This window comes from Dysgonomonas sp. 511, assembly GCF_010501105.1.
Lineage (GTDB): Bacteria > Bacteroidota > Bacteroidia > Bacteroidales > Dysgonomonadaceae > Dysgonomonas.
Map to the genome: position 1 here is coordinate 17,130 of NZ_QVMQ01000007.1, position 17,652 is coordinate 34,781.

The window sequence follows — 17,652 nt, forward strand, 5'->3', positions numbered from 1 at the left end:
CAGAAAAACATGAAAATAAAAGGTTTAAGATGGGTTGTATTGAGCCTTATTGCTATTGTAGCAATAATCAATTATCTCGACAGGGGAACTCTCAATTATATGTGGGTTGCAAATCAGAAAATTGAGTATAAGGCCGACAAAGTTTCATACAGCTCTGAAGAAAATACATATACCCTGATAGCAGAAGACGGCGCTACTATTACCGTTGCTGCCGATAAGGTAACTAAAAATGCCGATGGCACTTTTACCTATACCAATATCGGTGGTATAGCCCGCGATCTGGGTATCGTAGATGCAAGTATGACAGATGCCGATTTCAAAGCCGAAGCCAAGAGAATACTGGCTAATATCACTATCTTTTTTATGATAGCTTATGGGATAAGCCAATTGGTTTCGGGTAAATTGTACGACAAAATAGGTACTCGCAAAGGCTTTGTCTTCTCAGCTTTATTGTGGGGGGCGGCAGATGCTTTTACTTCACTGGCTGGCGGGCTGAAATCGTTGATGGGCTTTCGTTTTGCTCTCGGATTGGGCGAAGCCGGGCCGTGGCCGGGCAATACCAAATCGAATGCAGAGTGGTTTCCGACCAAAGAGCGGGCTCTGGCTCAGGGGATTTTTAATGCTGCCACATCGGTAGGTTCTATTCTGGCTCCTATTGTTATCTCATTTCTCTTTTTGGCATTCGGCTGGCGTTTGACGTTTGTTGTTGTCGGATGTTTGGCAATAGTATGGATAATTCCGTGGTTGATAATAAACAAAAAATCGCCGAAAGAGCATCCTTGGATTACAGATAAAGAAAAAGAATATATCCTTTCCGGCCAACCGGAAAGCAATCAGGATACAAATGCAAAACCCAAAACATGGAAAGAGCTGTTGAGCAAACGCAAGAATTATGCATTGATAGTCGGGCGCTTCTTCCTCGATCCTATATGGTGGATTTTCGTAACATTCATACCGATGTATCTCATCGAGGTGTTCAACCTGGATATAAAAGAGGTTGCACTCTCGGCATGGGTACCATACGTTGGTGCTGCCATAGGTGCGTTTTCGGGCGGATGGTTCTCTGGTTTGCTGATGAAAAAAGGAAAGACTCTCAATTTCGCTCGCAAAACAGGGCTGGTAGTCGGTGCGTGCATCGCAATACCGGGGATTATAGGGGCAACAATGGCTTCTACTCCTTATCTGGCCGTAACGATGATGGCAGTTATATTGGCAGGTTACCAGTTTACGGCAACCAACCTGATGACATTAGCATCCGACTTCCACAACGGAAAAACAGTAGGTTCGCTGGCGGGAATAGGAGGTGCATCGGCCGTGTTGGGTACGATAACGGCCATGATTATAATTCCATTGATCACAAAAGTGGGATGGATGCCATTCTTTATATTTGCAGGGTTACTGTTTCCTCTGGCTCTGGTAGCTGTTTTTGTGCTGGGTGGAAAAATTGAGCCTATTGCCGGTAATGATAAAAAATAAACGTTCATGAAAAAGATTTTTATTACGGCACTGATCGGTATATTATCGTTGAGTGTGTCTAACGCCCAAACCAGCAACGAAAAGCTGAAGATATTCAATGGCAAGGTTATAACACCTTATTCCATTATCGATAATGCTTGCGTATTGGTCGAAAATGGCAAAATAATAGATGTACGTGCAGGCAATGTCGACTTCAGTGGCGCCAAGGAAATCGATGCCAAAGGGAAGTATATCTCTCCCGGATTTATAGATACACACTGTCATGGCGGCGGCGGGCACGATTTCATGGATGGTACACCCCAAGCCATGATTAAGGCGGCCGAGTTGCATGCCAAGCACGGAACCACCCTTATTTACCCTACTTCGGCATCGTGTTCGGATAAAACGCTTTTCGAAATGTTTGACAACTACAGGAAAGCAGATAAGATGAATACGACAGGTGCAGCTTTTGGCGGCATCCATATCGAAGGAGGCTATCTGAATAAAAAGATGAGTGGAGGGCAAGATCCCCGTTATGTAATCGACCCCCAACCTGAGCATTATAATAAAATTCTGGAAAAGGGTGGCGACATAATTGCTCGTTGGAGTATGGCACCCGAACTGCCCGGAGCTCTCGACTTGGCTCGCGAATTGAGAAAACGGAATATCCAGACCTCAATGGCTCATACAGCAGCATTGTATGATGAAGCTGTCGATGCTTTCGACGCAGGTTTTTCGAGCATTACACATTTCTATTCGCTGACGTCTACTGTTACACGAAAAGACGCTTTGCGCTATGCCGGGGTGATAGAGGCTGGTTACAATCTCGACAATCTATATGTAGAGGCTATTGCCGATGGCGTACATCTGCCGTCTCCGCTCTTAAAGCTTATTTATAAAGTAAAAGGTGCCGACAGGGTAGTATTGGTTACCGATGCTATGCGTGGTGCAGGTATGCCCGATGGAAAGTCGATATTAGGTAGCCTGGAAGATGGAGTACCCGTAATTATCGAAGATGGTGTAGCTAAATTGCCGGACAGAAGTTCGTTTGCAGGTAGTGTGGCAACTACAGACAGGTTGGTCAGGACATATATGACAAAAGGCGGGGCAAACCTGCTGGATGCTGTGCAGATGTTGACCCTGTCGCCGGCTAAACTGATGAAGATAGATGATGCAAAAGGTTCTATCGCTAAAGGTAAAGATGCTGACATTATCATATTTGATGAAAATATAAATGTACAGGCAACCATTGTAGGCGGCCGGATTATATATGAAGCTAGATAATTGATAAACCTAAGGATTTAATATGAAAAAGAATATTCTATACATACTTTTTGCTTTTGCTGTATTTGGCTGCATATCAGCAGATAAGTCGAAAGTGACATTGTTTACCATTGGCGATTCTACCATGTCGGACAATCGTGTGATACTCGACGATCCGGGCGACCCCGGACGTGGGTGGGCACAGGTGTTAGGAAAATTTTTCGATTCGGAACAACTTATAGTAAAAAACTATGCCGTATCAGGACGTAGTTCCAAAAGCTTCATCGACGAAGGCCGTTGGGATAAGGTAAAAGAACAGATCAAGCCGGGCGATTATGTATTGATACAATTTGGAGCCAACGACCAGAAAAAGCAAGATCCCAAGCGTTATACCGATCCGGAAACGGCATTCAAAGACAATTTCCGTAAATTCATAACCGAAACACGCGAAAAAGGTGGTATTCCTGTTTTGGCAACATCTGTCGTAAGACGGCGTTGGAATAAAGAAGGCGAATTGGTAGATACCTACGGCCGCTATGTGGAAACGGTAAGGGAGATTGCAAAGGAAATGAATGTGCCGGTTGTTGATATGCAGGTTTCTACACGCAAGCTGGTTGAAGAATATGGAGCAGAAGAATCTAAAAAATTGTTTTTGTGGGTAGAGCCGGGTGTTGCAGAGCGTTTTCCTGATGGAAATAAAGACGATTCGCATCTCAATGTACATGGGGCGACAGAATTTTCGCGCCTGTTTGTAAAAGAACTCAGAGAGATGAAGCACCCTTTGTCCAAATATCTGCACAACAATATAGATACCATAGAATAATATAAACACAATAGTTATGTCTGCATACAAAACGTTTTTTTCTCTTATGCTTTTAGTCTCAGCCCTTTTCGCCAATACGGAAGTGCGAGCGCAGGCTCTAGTTGATAAGCCTATCCCAGCTTTTCCCGGTGCCGAAGGCGGAGGTATGTATACTACAGGCGGCAGAGGGGGCAAAGTGCTGTATGTGACCAAACTGGACGACGATGGTTCGGAAGGTACACTGCGTTGGGCATTGAGGCAGAAATACCCGCGTATCGTAATGTTCAAAGTATCGGGAGTAATAGAACTGAAATCCCGCATCAACCTCACATCGGGCAATGTGACGATAGCCGGGCAAACTGCTCCGGGCGAAGGGATATGTATTCGAAACCACTCGTTGATGGTAAGGGCCGGCAATGTAATTATCCGTTATATCCGTTTTCGGATGGGGGACGAGACTAAAATAAATGATGATGCTCTGGGCGGTATCAGGCAGCACAACATCATTATCGATCATTGCTCGATGAGCTGGAGCACCGACGAATGTGCATCTTTTTATGCAAACACAGACTTCACGATGCAATGGTGCCTGATGACTGAAAGCTTGCGCCATTCGGTGCACGAGAAAGGTTCGCATGGCTATGGCGGTATTTGGGGCGGAAAGAACGCTTCATTCCATCACAATATGCTTTCGTGCCACGACAACCGGAATCCCCGTTTCGATCATCCATTTTTGTACAACAGCCAGTATCCCGAAAGCGAATACCGTGGAGTTGTAGATTTCAGGAATAATGTGATATACAATTGGGGTGCTAATAATTGCTACGGAGGCGAAGGCGGGCAGTTCAATATGGTGAATAATTACTATAAGCCGGGGCCGGCCAGCAACCCCAAGACTAGCTATTTTATAAATACATATGGTTTGTGCAAAGATTTGAAAGGTGATGGGCAAATACACGATTTCGGGCATCCTGTATTGTACATTGCAGGCAACCATTTCGCAGGCAATCCCAATGGCATAAACAATGATAACCGTAAAGGTATATATCCGGCAAAAGGAGGTAAAGAAGCAAAAGAACAGACTAAACCATTGTTGATAAACGGAAAAGAAAAAGGACATACAACAACACATACTGCCGAAAAGGCATTCGAGAAAGTATTGAGTTATGCCGGAGCTTCTCTGTTTCGCGACGATGTCGACCTTCGGGCTGTGGATGACGCCGCAAAAGGCATGGCAACAATACAAGATGGAGGTAATGGGAGCAAAAACGGCTTTATTGATACCCAAAGCGCAGTGGGCGGTTGGCAGGAATACAAATCGTTGCCGGCCCCTGCCGACACTGATGGGGATGGCATGCCCGACGAATGGGAAGATACTCACGGACTGGACAAACACAATGCTGAAGATGCTAACCTAATCCCAAAAGGAAGTATCGGATATACAAATGTGGAGATATACCTGAATAGTATAGTAGAACATATTACCAAGGAACAGAGCAAACTGAAATAAGAAAGAAAATAAGCTAATATACCTGAATAACAGTTGTAATGCAAACATAATCAATAGATCTGACGGATATTATTTCCGGCCGGTTCGGGCGGGCTGTATATTGTTGTTTGCTTAATTTGTTGAAAATCTAAATATTAATGAAAAGACATTTATTACTTATATTATCTGTTGCATTCACACTCTTATCCTTTGCCCAGAAGAACAGAACTGAGCAAAACGTTAGAGATGCGATGAAACGTGCTACCACTTTTATGATGGATAATGTTAGCCGCCAGGGAGGTTTTTTGTGGAATTATTTACCCGATTTCTCCCGTACATGGGGCGAACTGGAGGCTTATCCCACATCTGTATGGGTGCAGTCTCCCGGCACACCTGCTATCGGCAATATACTGCTCGATGCCTATCATGCAACAGGCGATGAGTATTACTACCAGATGGCAGAGAAAGTTGCCAATATACTCGTATTCGGTCAGTTGGACTGTGGAGGTTGGAACTATCTCTTCGATTTGGCAGGAGAAAGTTCCCTGAAAAAATGGTATGCGACAATAGGTAAGAACGCATGGGGATGTGGTGAGTTTAACCACTATTATGGAAATGCGACATTCGACGACAGTGTAACCTCAGATGCCGCTAATTTCATTATGCGCATGTATATGGAAAAGCTTGACCCGCGCTACAAACCATCGTTAGATAAAGCCGTTGGCTTCATTCTCGAAAGCCAGTTTTCCATAGGTGGATGGCCGCAACGCTATCCGCTGATGTACGACTATCCGGGCAAAAACGGAGAACCTGATTATACAAGTTGCATAACATTGAATGACGATGTGATAGATGATAATATCGAATTTCTGCTGCGTTGCTATCATGTATTGGGAGATGCCCGTGCATACGATGCTTTGATAAGGGCTATGAATTGTGTGCGGATTCTTCAGCAAGGGTATCCGACTGCCGGCTGGGCAGACCAATACACATTGGATATGAAGCCTGCTTCGGCGCGCGAATTCGAACCTGCTGCCATCACTACATCCGGAACAGTGAATTGTATCCGCAACCTGCTGCAATATTATCAGATGACAGGTGATTCGAAATTCCTGGCGGGAATACCCGATGCCTTAGATTTCCTGCAGTCGATTGCCTTGGGGCAAGCCGATATAGCCAAAGCCGGCAAGAAAGTAGGAGAGGGGCAAGTATTGTGTCCTCGCTTTCTGGTACCTGGCACACATACACCATTGTATATACACCGCAAGGGTACTCATGTCAATAATGGTTCCTATTATTTCGATCAAAATCTGGAGAATGTAATAGGACATTACGCATCAGTGGTAGTGGTCAATATAGGCAAATTGCGAAAAGAATATGAAACAATAAAGTCAACTCCGGTTGAAGAAATAAAAAAGAAATCTTCTTTCATGAATCCCCGGGATAATAAGTTGCCCGCATATTATTCAGGAGATTTGTCGAAGGTTGATAAACAAAGGGCAGAGGAACTTTTGGCGTCGCTCAATAGCGCCGGATACTGGCCTGCACCTCTGACCTACATTTCCAACCCATATATAGGGGAGGGGAAAAATGACGATCCAGCACCGACCTCGTATCGGGAAACTTTGTATGGGAAATACAATACAGCAATCTATCAGCCCGAAGAGCCTGTTGTAGGAATATCCTGTAAAGCATATATTAAGAACATGTTCGATCTTATTAGTTTTCTAAAGGGAAACTAGCCGGGAAACAAGCATATTACACAATCTAAGTAAATGAAGTAACACTTAAATTAATAAAACTATGATCAAAATTGAACGAATAATTCTGTTTGTGGTCTTCCTGTTTTCAGTATCAGCGTTATCGGCACAGGAGGTTACCGGAGCAGTTACTGATTCAGAAGGAAGCCCTCTTCCGGGGGTGACAGTTGTAGTTCAGGGAACACAAATCGGTACAGTAACCGACGATAATGGGACATATACTATAAAAGTACCTGATATAAAAAAAGATATCCTCGTATTTTCGTTTATAGGTATGAAGACCGAAAACCTCTCTCTTGACGGCAAAAACCGCCTGAATTTGGTTATGAAAGACAATCATATTATGATGGATCCTATGGTCGTTATCGGTTACGGTTCTGTCAAACGCCGCGATCTCACAGGGCCGGTTGCGTCTATCAACTCCGACGCATTGGAAAAAATCCCCGTATCTACAATCGGAGAAGCACTTACCGGACGCTTGGCCGGGGTGCAGGTGGTGACAACCGATGGTGCGCCCGATGCCGAAATAAAAATCAATATACGTGGAGGTGGGTCGATAACTCAAGATAATACTCCGCTTTATGTTGTCGATGGATTTCCTGTATCTTCCATAGCCGATCTGGCTCCATCCAATATTGCTTCTATCGATGTGTTGAAAGATGCTTCGTCTACAGCAATATATGGTTCCAGAGGTGCTAATGGGGTTGTGATGATTACGACAAAGAGCGCCCAGTCGGGTAGGTTCAATGTGGCGGTAAACAGTTACCTTGGCTACCGTAAGATGGTAAACGAACCGGATGTGCTCGACCCCTACGAATATGCCTTGTGGCAATATGAGCAATCGGTTTACCGTAAAGCGACAGACTCTATGTATGAGCCTTATTTCGGATCGTTCGACGATATCGAAGTTTATAGAGGGGCGGCAGGCAACGACTGGAAAAAAATTGTGCTGGGGCGCACAGCCAGAGTGATTAACAACAATGCGACAGTATCGGGCAGCACCGATAAGATGCGCTATTCGGCCAATGTTGCCAATGAAACGAATAAGGGTATCATGATAGGCTCATACTTCAGGCGTACCAACCTTTCGTTCAAGATGAATCATAAAGTTTCGTCGAAAGTATCCCTCGATTTCAATACCCGCTATTCGGATATGAAGGTAGAAGGAGCAGGCACCAACGAACAGTCGGGTGGGCGTAGTAGCGACCCACGTATGAAGTATGTGATGCAATATAGCCCTATCCCGTTGAAAAATCTTGGATTGGGAGACGAAATCGACGATGAAGATTTCTACAATAATAGCGGATTATTCACCCCTACTCAATATGTGGCTGATAACGAACGCATACAGTATCGTCGTACATTGAGTTTTCAGGGCGGGCTTAGTTGGAATGTTATATCTAACCTGAAATTTAAATCGAACCTGGGGCTCGACTTGCAATGGTATGAAGACCAACGCTTTTTTGGCGTTACCACATACTATTCGCGCCGTACATCTTCCATCTCCGGAAAGCCGGCAATAGGAATAACCAATACTAACAGAAAACAAATAATCAATTCGAATACGTTGGATTATGATTTTAAAAATATCATACCTAAAAACCAAACACTGAACCTTTTGCTGGGTCAGGAATTGGTGTCGAGCGAACGTAGAGCGTTGGCTACCAATATAGATGGTTTTCCCGAAAGTTTCGGTGCTCGCCAGGCTTTTAAGCTGACAACACAAGGTACTGCTGTATCTACCGACAACTTTTATGAGAAACCCGACCGCTTGTTTTCGTTCTTTAGCCGTGCTAATTATACATTCGATAGCCGTTACCTGTTATCGGCAACATTCCGTGCCGATGGGTCAAGCAGATTCGAAGAGGGCAATAGGTGGGGATATTTCCCTTCGGTTGCAGGAGCGTGGCGTATCAATGAGGAGAGTTTTCTGAAAGATACGAAATGGCTTCATAACCTGAAACTTCGTGCAAGTTACGGTTTGGCAGGAAATAATAATATCCCCCCCGATGTAGCCGATCCTCCATATTCGTCGAAAAGTACAACATTTTTGCCGGAAGGAGTAATGTCCGGTTCGTCTGCCAATACACCATATTGGACGAAGGGAAATGTGATGTCGAATAAAAACCTGAAATGGGAGATTACCACAACCCGTAATGTCGGACTCGATTTTGGCTTCTTACGCGGGCGGATTAGTGGTACTGTCGATGTATATTACAATACTACCGACGATTTGCTTATTAAGTTCCCGATAGGTGGGGCTGGATATACAGACCAATACAGAAACTTAGGTAGTACACGGAACAAAGGACTGGAATTTACCTTAAATACCATATTAGTAGACAACAAAGACTTTGGGCTCGATTTCTCGTTCAACGTAAGTATGAACAGGAATAAAGTTACAGAATTGGGCGGTTTGGAAGAAATTAGGGTTTACTCGTCGTGGGCATCTACCGAGATTGATTATGACTTTATTGTACGTAAGGGCGAACCGTTGGGACAAATCTACGGATATGTTTCCGATGGACGTTATGCAGCGTCAGACTTTGCATGGACAGACGGCGCATGGAAACCCAACGAAGGAGTAGTAGATAACTCATATCTGGCAGGAGTAGGCTGGGGACCCGGAGCAGTTAAGCTTAAAGACCTGGACGAAAGCGGAACTATCGAGGCTTCGAAAGACCGTAAAGTGTTGGGTAGCGCATTGCCTAAGGCTACAGGTGGTTTCTCTATCAACGGACGCTACAAAGGTTTTGACCTGAATGCTAATTTTAATTACTCGTATGGTAATAAAATATTGAATGTAAATAAAGGCTTGTATTCCGGTACCGGAAAGTACAGGTATCTGAATATGCTGACCAACATGGACTCCAGCAACCGGTGGATGAGTATCGACGCTCAGGGCAACAGGGTCACTGATACCGATTTGCTCGACGAAATGAATGCTAATACCACTATGTGGACACCTGCCACCGGCTATCGTTTTGTTTCGTCGTGGATGGTAGAAGATGGATCTTTCCTGAGGTTGAGCACATTGACTCTCGGCTATACCTTGCCGGCCAAGCTTACCAAGAAATACAGCATCAATACTTTGCGCTTTTATGTAACAGGTACAAACCTCTTCTGCCTGACCGATTATACAGGCTTCGACCCGGAAGTTGATACACGCCGTTCAACGCCGTTAACCCCGGGTGTCGATTATTCTTCCTATCCAAAGACCAGAGGCTTTATTGTCGGAGTTAATTTAAATTTCTAAAACGGGAAATATTATGAAAAAGATATTTTTATATTTACTTATTATAGGTATTCCACTACTCTCTTTGCCATCATGTATAGACGATTTTCTGGATACAGAAGCCGAATCGTCGCTAACATCGGAAGTCATATTTGCAGACCCTACTTTGGCTGAGTCGGCAGTGATGGGTATTTACGAACAGTTTCAGGCAAATTCGTTTAATGGCCGTTTGTGGCCATACAAAGGCTTGAATAATGATACCGAAATGCACCTTGCATCTTTTGGTGGCCTGACAGAATCGAATACACACCGTTCTATCGCTGTTTACAACAACAAGGATGGCGACGATTTTATGGGACCGGCTACTTCTATTGCATTTTCAGCTATCGAGAGAGCTAATTTATGTATCGAAGGATTGGAATTGTATGGCAATCCGGCACCTGGCAACAAATTAGGTTATTTGCTGGGAGAGGCTCTGTTTCTTAGGGCATGGGTATACTTCGAGCTTGTAAACTGGTATGGCAATATTCCTGCGCGTTTTGTTCCTCTCAATTCGGAGAACTTATATGTAGGCCGCTCCGACAGGGATGTAATCTTTAAACAATTGCTCGTCGATTTGGAACGTGCTGCCGAACTAATGCCTTGGGCGGGAACATCTCCCGAAACAAAAACGATATTAAGACCTAATAAAGCTGCCGCAAAAGCATTTAGGGCACGGATCGCTCTGTTTGCAGGCGGATATGGTTATCATACTTATGGAGAAATGAACGTAGCCCAGTTGAGTGACGATCCCGATCTTACAGTAGAAAAAACATATACTATTGCCCGCGACGAGTGTTGGGATATAATGGAAAATGAAGGAAAAGGATTTATTCTGGAAAGTGAATTTGAAAAGATATTTAAAGACAATTGCCAGGTCAAAGTAGAGGCAGGAAGCGAACCGCTATTCAATTTGCCGTTCAATTACAACAAGCGGGGCAACTGGATGGTTGCAGCAGGAGTGATACATGCCGGAGCAGCCGGAAGTGGCAACCCTGCATCGGGAAGCGATCCATATACTTCTGTTTATCAGGGAGGAACCCACGGCACTGTTCCTACATTATTCTACGACTTCGAAAAAGCAGATAAACGTCGCGATGTATCAGTGGTTCCGTTCCGCTGGGCAAATGGAAAGCAAGAATTAGCTACAGTTCGCAGGATGACTCCCGGCAAATTACGTGCCGAGTGGATCGATTTGAGCAAAGGCATGTTGTCTACCAATTCCAACGATGGCATTACGCCTATCATTATTCGCTATGCCGATGTGCTGTTGATGTTTGCCGAAGCCGAAAATCAACTTAACGGGGCAACAGACCGAGCAAAGAATGCGCTTAACAGGGTGCGTACACGGGGATATGGAGGTTTGTCGCAAAAGGCTTATGTAGACTCTAAGAGTGGCAGTAAGGCCGATTTCCTGAAAGCTATACAGGACGAACGCCGCCTGGAATTTGTTGGCGAAACTATTCGCAAATACGACCTTATCCGTTGGAATCTATTGAAAACAAATATGGATAAGGTAATAGACGACACCCGTGCTTTGCGTTCGTTCACAGGGAAATATGCCGATGTGCCGGGCTATGTATTCTGGAAATACAAAACAGATAAAGCCGGTGAGCGCGAAATAATATATTATGGATTCAACCGGGGAGAAGTAGCTCCGGGTACATCGGGCGATTTAATAACAGACGAAGCTGCATTGAATTTATGGATGTCTACCAATGGCTGGAAGCATTGGAACACAAAAGGTAATGCCAGCGCTACGCTGACCGTCACTCCTTGGATTGATTCGCGTACCGATACAGGCGAATTGAGAGATGAATACGTTACATGTCTTTACCTGAACAATCCTGACAGGCAATTGGTTTGCCCGCTTCCGCGCACAATCATTACAAATAGCCAGGGGAGTCTGTCTAACAGCGATTTGGGTTATTAATCTTAAACTGATTCAGCATGAAAAGAATTATAAAAAACATATTTATAAGCATGATTGTTATTGTGGCAGCAAATTTTTGTTTACAATCGTGCACCGATGATTTGCAAGACGAAAAGGATTCGATAGAATTGCCTAGGCTGTTGAAGCCATTGAAAGTCACATTTGGAGTAGCCACACTCAACTCTGTCGAATTATCGTGGCAGGCAGCCGCCCCATCCTTTGAGGTGGAATATTGCCAGGCCGAAGATTTCGCTCAAGATGTAACAGTCGTCGACGGAATTACAACCAACAAGTGTATTATAGATAATCTCTTGGAAGACACCAAGTATTATTTCAGAGTACGCGGAGTTTCGGAAACAGGGCGTCCGGCTCCTTCTCTTTATTCCGATATAGTAAACAAAAGCACTCTGGCAGAGCCTGCTATTGAGAATATAAAGGCTGTCTCGGAAATGAAATATACGCTCGACCCTGTTACCGTGACCACTATTGTTACCGTGACATGGGGCAAAGAGGGTGTTGAACCCGAATCAATAACTTCGATAACATTTACCCACGAAGACAATTCTCCTATTACCTATCCGGTTTCGGCAGAAGAAGCCGCAGCACAGCAAAAGGTGATAAACACAGGATTGGAGGTGAGTACCGAATATATGATCCGTTTGTATCGTGGTACTAAAGAGCGCGGCTCTTGCCAGGTTACCACCAAAGATGGGCCGATACCGACTGTCGAAGGAGAATCTAAATTGAATTACACCACCAACCCTGTAACAGCAGATGTATCGCTCACATGGGAATTGTATATGGTGCCGGCTATAACAACAGTTACCTTCACCAAATCGGGAGAAGATACACCATCGTTGACACAGCCGATCCTTCCTGCCGACTTAACAGCTAAGGCTAAAGAGGTGACAGGGCTCGATGCCGGAACTACTTATATCGTGAAACTGATGAACGGGGACGAACTGGTGTCTCAATCGGAAATAACTACCCCTAAAGCTCCATCTGCGAATATGAGAATAGTAAAACCTGAGGATGGCGATTTGCGCGAGATTGTTGTCGATCCAAGCCGTCCTGATACGTTGTTCCTTGTTCCGGGAAGCTACAATTTCACAAGTACGGCTACTACGGGCATCGTTTCAAAAAATCTTGTATTGATGGGTGAGAGTCCGGCCACTACTATTCTGAAAATGGAGAAAAACCTGGTATTGCAAGGTACATACGACCGGATAGCATTTAAGAATATTACTTTCAATTGCGATGCTTATCTAATGCAGGGAACCGTAAATTCAGCCAACGGGCAATTCAATATCGGCGAACTCAGTATGGTGAACTGTATTGTCAATCTTGCATCGGGTTCGTCTGCCAACTCTACGATAATGACCATACAGGCCCGGACTACCGGATTTAGTGCTAAGATAGGCAAATGTACATTTGATAATGTAATTACATATAGCCATAGTGGAAATACCCAGTTTACCTATGTACAGGTGTCTGCATCGGAAGTAAATATGGTATTTGATGCTATTACAGTCAAAAATTGTACATCGACCAACACTGCACGCGGTATCATCAGCATAGGGCAAGTGAGTGAGCCTGTAAACATCAATGTGGAGAATTGTACGCTTTACAATATCAATGCAGGAAAGAATACTGTAATATATGCGGCCAAGAGCACAAAAGCAAAAATTGGTGTAAAAAATACAGTGTTGCATTTTGGTAATACAGGCTATAAGTTCATCGATTATGTTGCTGCCAGCGCAACGGTTAACATCGAAAATAGCTATTTCTTCAAAGGGCAGACACCACTATTCAATAATGCCACAGCGCCGGGAAATATGAATATGATAGAATATAACGGAACTCCGCAAGACCTTTTTGCCAGTCCGAATGTAAATCCTATGGCTACAGGAGCATCGTTTAAGATAAAAGATGCGGATATAGCTGCTAAAAATGTAGGCGACCCTAGGTGGTAATCTTATTTATGGAATTATTTAAGCAAGCCCCCTTAAATGGGGGATTTTTCCCTTAAAAAAGGATATTATGGATTATATTATCAAAAGGTTATTAGCAATAATATTGATTGTCATTTCCTTGTCCGGATGCAAATCGGATAATAAGGATGGCAGTGGAGCCGGGGAATTGACAGTAGAAAAGATTTCAAATTCTACTATCGAAGCAGAAGTAGGGGAGTGGGTCAATTTGATTGACTATATCAAGGTAGATGGAGGCCATCCTCCCTATTTATATACCACAGCACTGAAAGATGGCTTTGACGAGAATCTCAGGAGACGGCTGCCCGACGAGCCGGGGCTGAAGCAATATGGTATATACGTGAAAGACTCGAAAGGCACGCAGGCAAAACCTGTAACATTAACCTTTGATGTAAAACAAGCATCTGCAAACCCCGATGGAAAAGTAGTCGCCTTTCCCGGCGCGGAAGGCGGTGGCAGATACACTACCGGAGGCAGGGGAGGCCGTGTGATCTATGTAACCAATCTCGAAGATGACTATTATTCTCCGCCACAAGGCTCGTTGCGTTGGGCATTGAATCAGGATGGCCCTCGCATCGTAATGTTCAAAGTTTCGGGGGTGATAGCCCTGAAAGGGAGATTGAACTTGATGAAGGGTGATGTGACTATTGCGGGAGAATCGGCTCCCGGAGATGGGATTTGCCTAAAAGATAATACCTTATGGGTGAGGTCCGACAATGTGATTATCCGTTTTATGAAATTTCGTTTTGGCGACGAATCGGGAGAAGTGAATGATGCAATATGGGGACGCTATTGCCGGAATATAATTATCGACCATTGTTCGATGAGCTGGAGTACCGACGAATGTGCATCCTTCTATGCAAATGAGAATTTTACGATGCAATGGTGCATTATGACCGAAAGCCTGCGGCAATCTATTCACGACAAAAAGAGTGCGCATGGCTATGGTGGCATATGGGGCGGTAAGAATGCCTCGTTCCATCACAACCTGTTGTCGTGCCACGATAGCCGCAATCCCCGTTTCGACCACAGCAATGTATATACAAGCGAATATCCTGAGGCTCAATATAGGGGCAACGTAGATTTCCGTAACAATGTAATATACAACTGGGGTGGGAATAACAGCTATGGCGGCGAAGGAGGCAACTTCAATATGGTGAACAACTATTACAAAGAGGGCCCGGCTTCGGCAAAGCGGAAGAAGTTTATCCGTACTCACGGTATGATAGACAATTACGACGGAACGTTTACAAATGCAGGACATCCCCACCTCTATGTCTCGGGCAATATATATGAAGGAAACCCGAATGGGATAAATGATAACAACTGGTCGGGCGTAGAAGCCTATAACGACGGGGCTACGCCGGTAGTTCCTTTGTATGCAGAGCTGACTATCAACGGCGTATCAGGCAATGCACACACAACAACGCATAGCGCGCAGCAGGCTTTTGATGTCGTATTGCGGCAAGCCGGGGCATGGCCTCGCGATATAGTAGATAGCAGGGCTACGGGCGATGCCCGTACAGGAACAGCTACGTATATGACGGGAGGAACGCCCAATGATACATGGCCTGTGCCCAGCAAGAATGGGCTGATAGATACCCAGTCGGCTGTCGGAGGTTGGCCTGTATATCTGACGAGGGATGTGCCGGTAGATAGCGATGGAGACGGTATGCCCGATAGCTGGGAATCGGCAAATGGATTGAACCCCTCGGATGCAAATGACGCGATAGCCAAAACATTAGATCTAAACGGGAAATATACTAATGTCGAGGTTTATTTACACTCATTAGCAGCAAACCTTGTGGGCAACTGACGGGATTTTCGTAAACGGGCACGTTGTTTTAGGTTATGGCGCTTTTTTTTGTTAATTTTGAGGATTGAGAAAACATTGATATGCTTTAAGTATAAAATATCTGGATTATGGAGAACAATTCGAAGTTTGCAACTATGGATGATGTAGCCCGTTTGTCGGGAGTTTCGAAAGGAACGGTGGACAGGGTCTTACACGATAGAAGTGGCGTATCGGAAAAAACAAAAAAGAAAGTATTGGAGGTAATAAAGGAAATAGGCTATATGCCCAATGTATATGCCTCTATACTATCGCAAAAAAGGTCGTACAGGATTATTGCCATATTGCCATATTTCCAGAAAGGCGATTACTGGGAGATGGTTTATGATGGTATAATGACCTCTATCGAGCAGAATAAGAATATCCACATCGATATCGATATCATTTACTACAATCAGTTCGATGTAGGTTCTTTTAGTAAGGCGTGTTCGCACACGCTCGCCCTGGAGCCGAATGCAGTACTTATTGCGCCTATCTATAAAAAAGAGGCCAGCACTTTAGTCTCTAAGTTGTCGGAATTGTCTGTGCCTGTCGTATATATTGATACTAAGCTTGATAACAGTAGTTATCTGGCATATTACGGCATGCCCTTATATGCAAGTGGCTATCTTGCCGCACATTTGGTTTTCGATGGGCAGGAAATACCTGAGATTGTAAATTTCAATGTCGACAGGGGAGGTGCAGCGCCAAACGATTCGATGATAAACCGCCACAAAGGGTTTATGGCTTATCTCGACGAACATAACCTGAATTGCAAAGTATATGATTTTTCGATGATGCCGTATGACTTTATGTACAACATTAAGCTCTTCGATTCATTCTTTAGCGAGCATCCGGATATACAACATATCATAACCTTAAATTCGCGTGCTTATATTATATCCGAATGGTTGGAGATGCGTGGAATAAAAGATAAAAAACTGTTGGGTTTCGATATGCTCGAAAAGAATATGGACGGGGTGAGGAATGGGTACATATCTGTATTGATTGCAGAGCGGACAGCATTGCATGTGCAGCAAGGTATGCAGGCATTGATAGATTTTCTCGTATTCAAAAAGAAGCCTGCTATTAAAGATAATCTCTTCTCGATGGATATCCTCAACAAGTACAATGTTGACTATTACATCGAAAGCGATATAAAAGAAAAAAAAGTAAAAGAAAGTGAATTTTCAGTAAGCGTTTAAATTTGATTCATTAAATAATTTGTGTGAAATTTAAACACTTACACAGTTTTGACAAAGTAAGATATGAATAAAATACAAAGCAAGACCTTTTTCGAAGGGAAGAAAGAAACTATATACAAGGCAGGCGAGGGTATTACCCGCCAATTCTTTGCGTATGATAATAATATAATGACTGTAAGGGTCTTTTTCGAGAAGGGGGCGATAGGAGCCTTACACGCTCATCCGCATACCCAATCGACATATGTCATTTCGGGAGTATTCGATGCTACAGTGGACGGGCAAACAGTAAGGATGCAGGCCGGAGACGCTTATTATGCCCATCCGGACGTTTTGCATGGCTGTGTTTGTGTCGAAGAAGGCGTTCTGCTCGAAATATTTAGCCCGATAAGGGAGGATATGTATGAAACAATAATCAAATAATAGAAAGAAAAATTACTGTGCTTTTGCCTTTTTAGCCGTGCTGTTTTGCTATCTTTGACATTGGGTTTCGTAGCAGAAACAGGTATGATATGGTATTAACCTGCTTCAATAGGTTACTCAGGGCAAAAGCGTGAAAAAATGATATTACAGTTTTTACTACTGTAGGGGCGAATTATCATTCGCCCGCGGTTTTTTTTCTATTTCGGGCGAATGATAATTCGCCCCTACA

11 protein-coding genes are annotated in these 17,652 nt (G+C 44.0%); all 11 read left to right on the forward strand.

Annotated features, from left to right (window positions below; all coding sequences use genetic code 11):
- Positions 1-9: 9 nt before the first annotated feature.
- The 11 genes from D0T57_RS04325 (at position 10) to D0T57_RS04375 (ending at position 17,423) form a co-directional block, all read left to right on the forward strand.
- Positions 10-1,476, forward strand: a complete 1,467-nt coding sequence (locus D0T57_RS04325) for an MFS transporter (protein ID WP_163271244.1) — start codon at positions 10-12, stop codon at positions 1,474-1,476.
- 6 nt (positions 1,477-1,482) lie between these two features.
- Positions 1,483-2,739 carry an N-acetylglucosamine-6-phosphate deacetylase gene (nagA, locus tag D0T57_RS04330; RefSeq protein ID WP_163271246.1) on the forward strand — a complete coding sequence of 419 codons (1,257 nt, stop codon included), beginning with the start codon at positions 1,483-1,485 and terminating at the stop codon, positions 2,737-2,739.
- Positions 2,740-2,761: 22 nt separating this feature from the next.
- The gene (locus tag D0T57_RS04335; protein ID WP_163271248.1) at positions 2,762-3,541 is read left to right on the forward strand and encodes a rhamnogalacturonan acetylesterase; all 780 of its coding nucleotides are present in this window, start codon (positions 2,762-2,764) and stop codon (positions 3,539-3,541) included.
- Positions 3,542-3,587: 46 nt separating this feature from the next.
- Positions 3,588-5,030, forward strand: coding sequence for a pectate lyase (locus tag D0T57_RS04340; RefSeq protein WP_163271250.1), 1,443 nt, complete (start codon positions 3,588-3,590; stop codon positions 5,028-5,030).
- A 137-nt stretch (positions 5,031-5,167) separates the two neighbouring features.
- Complete coding sequence (locus tag D0T57_RS04345) at positions 5,168-6,751, forward strand: pectate lyase (RefSeq protein WP_163271252.1); 1,584 nt, start codon at positions 5,168-5,170, stop codon at positions 6,749-6,751.
- Between the two features lie 61 nt (positions 6,752-6,812).
- Positions 6,813-10,025, forward strand: coding sequence for a TonB-dependent receptor (locus tag D0T57_RS04350; protein ID WP_163271254.1), 3,213 nt, complete (start codon positions 6,813-6,815; stop codon positions 10,023-10,025).
- Positions 10,026-10,038: 13 nt separating this feature from the next.
- Positions 10,039-11,976 carry a RagB/SusD family nutrient uptake outer membrane protein gene (locus tag D0T57_RS04355; protein WP_163271256.1) on the forward strand — a complete coding sequence of 646 codons (1,938 nt, stop codon included), beginning with the start codon at positions 10,039-10,041 and terminating at the stop codon, positions 11,974-11,976.
- A gap of 17 nt (positions 11,977-11,993) precedes the next feature.
- On the forward strand, positions 11,994-13,949 hold the full coding sequence (locus tag D0T57_RS04360; protein WP_163271258.1) for a DUF5123 domain-containing protein: 1,956 nt from the start codon (positions 11,994-11,996) through the stop codon (positions 13,947-13,949).
- A 67-nt stretch (positions 13,950-14,016) separates the two neighbouring features.
- A complete protein-coding gene (locus tag D0T57_RS04365; RefSeq protein WP_163271260.1) occupies positions 14,017-15,783 on the forward strand; it encodes a polysaccharide lyase family 1 protein in 1,767 nt (588 codons plus the stop codon).
- 107 nt (positions 15,784-15,890) lie between these two features.
- Positions 15,891-17,003: a LacI family DNA-binding transcriptional regulator gene (locus D0T57_RS04370; protein WP_163271262.1), complete on the forward strand. Its 1,113-nt coding sequence runs from the start codon at positions 15,891-15,893 to the stop codon at positions 17,001-17,003.
- Positions 17,004-17,066: 63 nt separating this feature from the next.
- Positions 17,067-17,423, forward strand: a complete 357-nt coding sequence (locus D0T57_RS04375) for a cupin domain-containing protein (protein WP_163271264.1) — start codon at positions 17,067-17,069, stop codon at positions 17,421-17,423.
- Positions 17,424-17,652 lie beyond the last annotated feature (229 nt).